Origin of the sequence: Enterovibrio nigricans DSM 22720, assembly GCF_900167155.1 — a bacterium.
Taxonomy (GTDB): domain Bacteria; phylum Pseudomonadota; class Gammaproteobacteria; order Enterobacterales; family Vibrionaceae; genus Enterovibrio; species Enterovibrio nigricans.
Window position 1 is genome coordinate 1 of sequence record NZ_FUXU01000146.1, and the last position, 5109, is coordinate 5109.

General features: G+C 41.1%; 5 protein-coding genes. 4 read left to right on the plus strand and 1 reads right to left on the minus strand.

All coding sequences use genetic code 11. The features are described from left to right. The first annotated feature begins 48 nt into the window (after nt 1-48). The 3 genes from B5D35_RS22660 (at nt 49) to hrpB (ending at nt 4146) form a co-directional block, all read left to right on the plus strand. Nucleotides 49-468, plus strand: a complete 420-nt coding sequence (locus tag B5D35_RS22660; protein ID WP_078754683.1) for a zinc ribbon domain-containing protein — start codon at nt 49-51, stop codon at nt 466-468. Next, on the plus strand, nt 468-1361 hold the full coding sequence (locus B5D35_RS22665) for a hypothetical protein (protein WP_078754684.1): 894 nt from the start codon (nt 468-470) through the stop codon (nt 1359-1361). The genes B5D35_RS22660 and B5D35_RS22665 overlap by 1 nt, the downstream gene beginning before the upstream one ends. Nucleotides 1362-1680: 319 nt before the next feature. After that, nucleotides 1681-4146, plus strand: a complete 2466-nt coding sequence (gene hrpB / locus B5D35_RS22670) for an ATP-dependent helicase HrpB (protein ID WP_078754685.1) — start codon at nt 1681-1683, stop codon at nt 4144-4146. 83 nt (nt 4147-4229) lie between these two features. Here the strand turns inward: hrpB and B5D35_RS22675 are convergent, their stop codons facing one another. Further along, complete coding sequence (locus B5D35_RS22675; RefSeq protein ID WP_078754686.1) at nt 4230-4541, minus strand: helix-turn-helix domain-containing protein; 312 nt, start codon at nt 4539-4541, stop codon at nt 4230-4232. Nucleotides 4542-4869: 328 nt separating this feature from the next. On the opposite strand from B5D35_RS22675, the gene B5D35_RS22680 reads away from it, so the two are divergent. Next, on the plus strand, nt 4870-5109 hold a 240-nt coding region (locus B5D35_RS22680), incomplete at its 3' end, for a helix-turn-helix domain-containing protein (RefSeq protein ID WP_139367808.1).

Here is a 5109-nt window from a genome sequence, read left to right on the forward strand (position 1 = left end):
GCCTGAAACTCAGTATATTGCTTAAGAACCGAACAACTTTAGGCTGCCATGTCTTCCAACCGAATTAAGCAACAAAGCCCGAGCCAATCTGAAAAACATGCCATCAGAAGAAAGTTCAACCGAGTAATATCAGATGATGTTATTGCGGAAATCAAAATAGATCTGCCATCATGCCCCAACTGTGGCACTGCTAGAATAGCAGATGGACAAAAATTTTGTCATATATGTGGTGGTGAGTTAGTTGATGGTTCAATATTCAAGGAGTGCATGACCAAGGAATTATCAGAATTGCCTTTTACCGACTTCCAACACAAGGTTATTGAGATATCTAAATTTAAAACAATTGAAGATGTTCTAATATCTGATGATACGATAAGAGAATTAAAGAAAGTTAGACATGTCGGGCCTAAATACGCAGAAAAAATAGTTAACAAAATCAATGCATGGACAAATGAGTTTCTATACTAATGGCTAAAAAAGAATTCAAATTTGCATTATCAGGCACAAGAAGCACGACCACTATACGGTCGCAATCTCTATTTGACTTGTCGTATCAAGAGCCGGATAAGTCTCCGATTGATATATACGAAAGTAACATTCTATCGTACAAGAAGCTACTTGGTTGCTTTGTACTCGAGCCAAGTACAGGAAACTATATTTCTCTAGCATCTCAAAGTAATGAGGAGTGGTCTAAACTTTCAAATCTTCTTATTCTTGGCTTTATTTCTTCTGTGGAAAGCTATGTTCGCTGTCTTCTAAGAAGACTGCTACTTATTGATGACGAATCAAAGTCAAAAAGCTATTCCAAATCAGTCACATATGGAGCCGCCGTGCACCATAATAAATTACTGTTGCCAGAAGCTCTGATGGAGGATTGCTCGTTTCATTCTGCATATAATATAAGAGAAACGGTAAAAAACGTTACCGGTGTGAACATAGCAAATCTTAAGAAAAACCCAACCCTTGCAACTGCATTTTCAGATTTTGATTTTATAGGCGAATTACGTCATTGTGTTGTGCATAGGTCAGGGTTATTTGGTTCAAACAATGCACTTTCTTTAGGGTTAGATAAATATCACGAGTATCTAGAAAAACCAATCAAACTCGATCTTATAGTAGTACAGGAGGCTGCAATGGCTTGTGATACTCTTGTAAAAGAACTTAATGATACGTTATTCAGTGAGTTTTTGAATAGAACTATAAATATTTATGATTGGAAAGGAGACTTGAGAAGCGATGCGAAATATTTTGACAAATATTTTAATATTTTCGCCCCATCTGGTAATAAAGAATTAAGGTTAAAATGCTACCGTGAGTTTCGGGACGTTCATAATTTACGTTACCGCATTGGTCTGAGATAGACTTTACATTTTGTGGTTTTATCGGTGAAAGGCTCAGAATAGCGTATTCTGAGCCGATAGACAGAAATAATTAGCCAATTATCGTAATCTGGCTGATTTTCACCATGTCTGTATCGACTTATTTTTACTAATAATAGCTTAGTACACTAGAAAAAATATGTAACTCATTAATATCCGAAAGTTAGTTAGTCCCACTGATAATTCATACGATCAACAAGCAATTCTATTTAGTGACGGCATTTTCGAAGTGATTTTTCTCTTGGAGCTGCGTTAGGGTATAATAAATATGCCCTAACCATATATGATCTAGGTACTTCTATTGCCAAGCCTGCCCATAGATGATGTGCTTTCAGCACTGATTAACCAACTTAATGCTAACTCACAGCTAATTCTGAAAGCTCCCCCAGGGGCAGGAAAGTCAACTCGCTTGCCACTTATACTGTTACAACAACGAGTTATTACCGGTAAAATTGTAATGTTGGAGCCTCGTCGGCTTGCTGCAAGGAACATTGCTAGTTATCTGGCTTCTCAACTTGGAGAGAAGGTTGGCGATACTATTGGCCTCAGAGTTAGAGGGGAAACCAGAGTTAGCAGTCGAACTAGGCTTGAGATCGTTACTGAAGGTGTTATGACTAGAATGCTTCAACAAGACCCTGAATTGACGGGGATCGACTTGTTGATTTTTGATGAGTTCCACGAACGTAACCTAGATGCAGATCTCTCGTTAGCATTAGCTTTGGAGGTTCAAGATGCGCTACGTGATGACCTCAAAATTTTAGTTATGTCGGCAACACTGGATGCAGAGGCTCTAACAAACTTATTGCCGCAGGCTGGTTACATTGAGTCTGAAGGACGAAGTTATCCAGTGGAGTTGCGTTATAAAAGATTGACCGAAAAAGTGAACTTTATTGGGGCAGTAGCAAAAGAAATCGTAACACTACTATCTCAAGAATCAGGGTCAATGCTGGTTTTTTTGCCGGGAGCTGGAGAAATCCGACGTCTAGCTGAACAACTAAATGGCCAACTCGATAGTGAGGTTCTTGTATGCCCTCTTTATGGTCAGTTAACAGAAGTCCAGCAGCAGCAAGCTATAACAGTTACGCCTAAAGGTAAGCGAAAAGTAGTCTTGGCAACTAATATTGCCGAGACCAGTTTGACTATTGAGGGGATACGGATGGTCGTCGATTGCGGCCTTGAGCGTATAGCCTTATGGGATCCTAAAAGTGGAATAAATCGATTAGAATCGGTGCGTATCGCTCGTTCTTCTGCTGAACAAAGAGCGGGAAGAGCTGGCCGTCTAGAGGCAGGTGTTTGTTTACGCCTCTATAGTGAAGATATGTTAGAGCGCCAACCAGCCACACCACAACCAGAAATCTTACGAGCTGATCTTACATCCCTTTTTATGGAGTTGATACAATGGGGCTGTCAGTCAGCCTCTGATTTACATTGGCTTGATCTCCCGCCTGCCCCCTCCTTAAGAAAAGCACAAGTATTATTGAAAATGCTCGGAGCTCTAGATACATCAGGGAAGCTAACTGAAATGGGGATAGCAATTCATAAACTTGGAGTTGCCCCTCGTCATGCCGCGATGCTGTTGTTAGCTAAGCAACATGATGGTTCAGTAGCTGCAACAGCTGCAATTTTGGTTGCGTTACTCGAAGACCCTCCAAGAGGAATTAACAACCCTGACTTACACTTCCAGCTTAGTCTTTTTGAAAGTGGCGAATTGCCACGGAATAAAGCCTACCTTAAGAGAGCCAAACAGCTTTTAGATAGGTTAGGTATCATTGCCAAAAGCCTAGAGATAGCTAATGAATGGGTTGCGCCACTCCTAGCTGCAGGCTTTCCTGATCGTATTGCACTGTCTCGGGGTAAAGACAGCAGATATCAGTTAGCTAACGGGCAAGGGGCGATGATGATGCCAGATGAGCTCCTTGCTGATGAAGAACTATTAGTAGTTGCAGATATTGTTAAAACACGACAAGGAGATAGTCGGATTTTCTCGGCAGTTCCAGCGCAATTGGAAAACCTCCAACAAATTCTACCGCATTTGTTTATGTGGCGAGAATCATTAGATTGGGATGATAAGAAAGGCCGCTTATTAGCAGAAAAACATCTTTGTTGTGGAAAGCTAGTGATGGAGTGCCAATCAATGGGAGAACCTGATCCCTCAAAGGCTAGCGAAGCTTTGTTAAATGCTGTAGTACGCAAAGGTCTCACTATTTTACCATGGAACAAAGCTGCTCAAGGTCTTCTTACCCGCGCCCGCTGTGCTGCTGACTGGTTGCCAGAGTTAGACCTTCCAGCAATGGACGATGATACTTTGCTTTCTGAGGCGACTGAATGGCTATTGCCTTATATGAATGGGATGAAGACGCTTAAGGCACTAGAACGACTCGATTTAATTTCAGCTTTGGAAGCTAGGCTTGGCTGGGATAAGAAGCAGAAACTCGATAATACGCTCCCTACTCACCATACGGTACCAACAGGTTCTCGTTATGCTATACGTTATCGGGAGAACAATAGCCCGGTATTAGCAGTCAAACTACAGGAAATGTTTGGCGAAAAATCCTCGCCACTGATTGCCAATGGAAAAGTTGCAATAGTATTAGAGTTACTTTCGCCAGCCCAAAGGCCATTGCAAATTACAAGTGACTTGGCTGCGTTTTGGGAAGGTGCTTATTGTGAAGTGAGAAAAGAAATGAAAGGTAGATACCCTAAGCATCCTTGGCCTGAGAATCCTGCCAGTCACGTACCAACCAAGCAGATAAAAAAGTATATGTAGCAAGTAGAAATGTGAGTTGAGCAGATTAAGAGGTACTAGAGTGATATCGCACCTAATAGTCTATGCGGTAATTAACCTTACGCTCATTCATTTGAGATGCTAGCAATGTACTCAAGCAGCATATTTCTTTTTTCTATCGATAATCTTGAGATAGCAATAGCCAAATCAGCAGAGCTCTCATCTTCACATAAGAAGTAATTTAAAGGTACGCCTAGTGCATCAGCCATTTTCTTTAATGTGCTGATGTCAGGTGTGTGCCGACCTTTTTCATAGTGGTTCATTCGACCACTCGCAGAACTTTCATCCATGCCAATCATCACTCCTAGATTCTTTTGAGTAATACCAGCGCGTTTACGGGCTTGCTTAAGTCGAGTTGGGATTGGATTGTATTCCACAGAGTGTTCATTCTAAAAACCTTTGATAACTTAGATTGTCTAAGTTTTACTGATTTCTGTATACTTAGCAATCCTAAGTTTATTTAGTGTTATGATCAGTGCATGAAACGTTCCACAAAAATCAGTGCAGAAATGCACAAGCTATTGATTGAAAAAAGAATGGATGGTTTTTCAGTTATTGAATTAAGAGACGCGTATGTATCTATAGATGATTCTTATGTTGACTTAGATTGTTACCGCCGATGTAAAAATGACCCACTAACGTCGATTTAAAATTGACCCACCTGAGACAAAATGTCTGTTCGTTTCATGGATAAAACGGCGGACTATGATCAATCAGGAGCAACTAGTGGATATACACGTTTTACATCAACAGGGCCAAAGCATCCGCCGTATCGCAAAGACGTTGGGTGTATCTAGAAACACGGTGAGAGTTTACCTTAGGAATAAAGACAGACTTCCTGTGTACCCCGAACGTCAGTCACGCCCGTCGAAGCTAGACCCCTATTACGATTATTTACTTGGTCGCATTGAAGCAGCAAAGCCACATTGGATACCTGCCACCGTT

Excerpts from the sequence above, each read along its gene's own strand:
- B5D35_RS22660 (WP_078754683.1), top strand. The coding sequence starts at position 49 with ATGTCTTCCAACCGAATTAAGCAACAAAGCCCGAGCCAATCTGAAAAA.
- B5D35_RS22665 (WP_078754684.1), top strand. The coding sequence starts at position 468 with ATGGCTAAAAAAGAATTCAAATTTGCATTATCAGGCACAAGAAGCACG.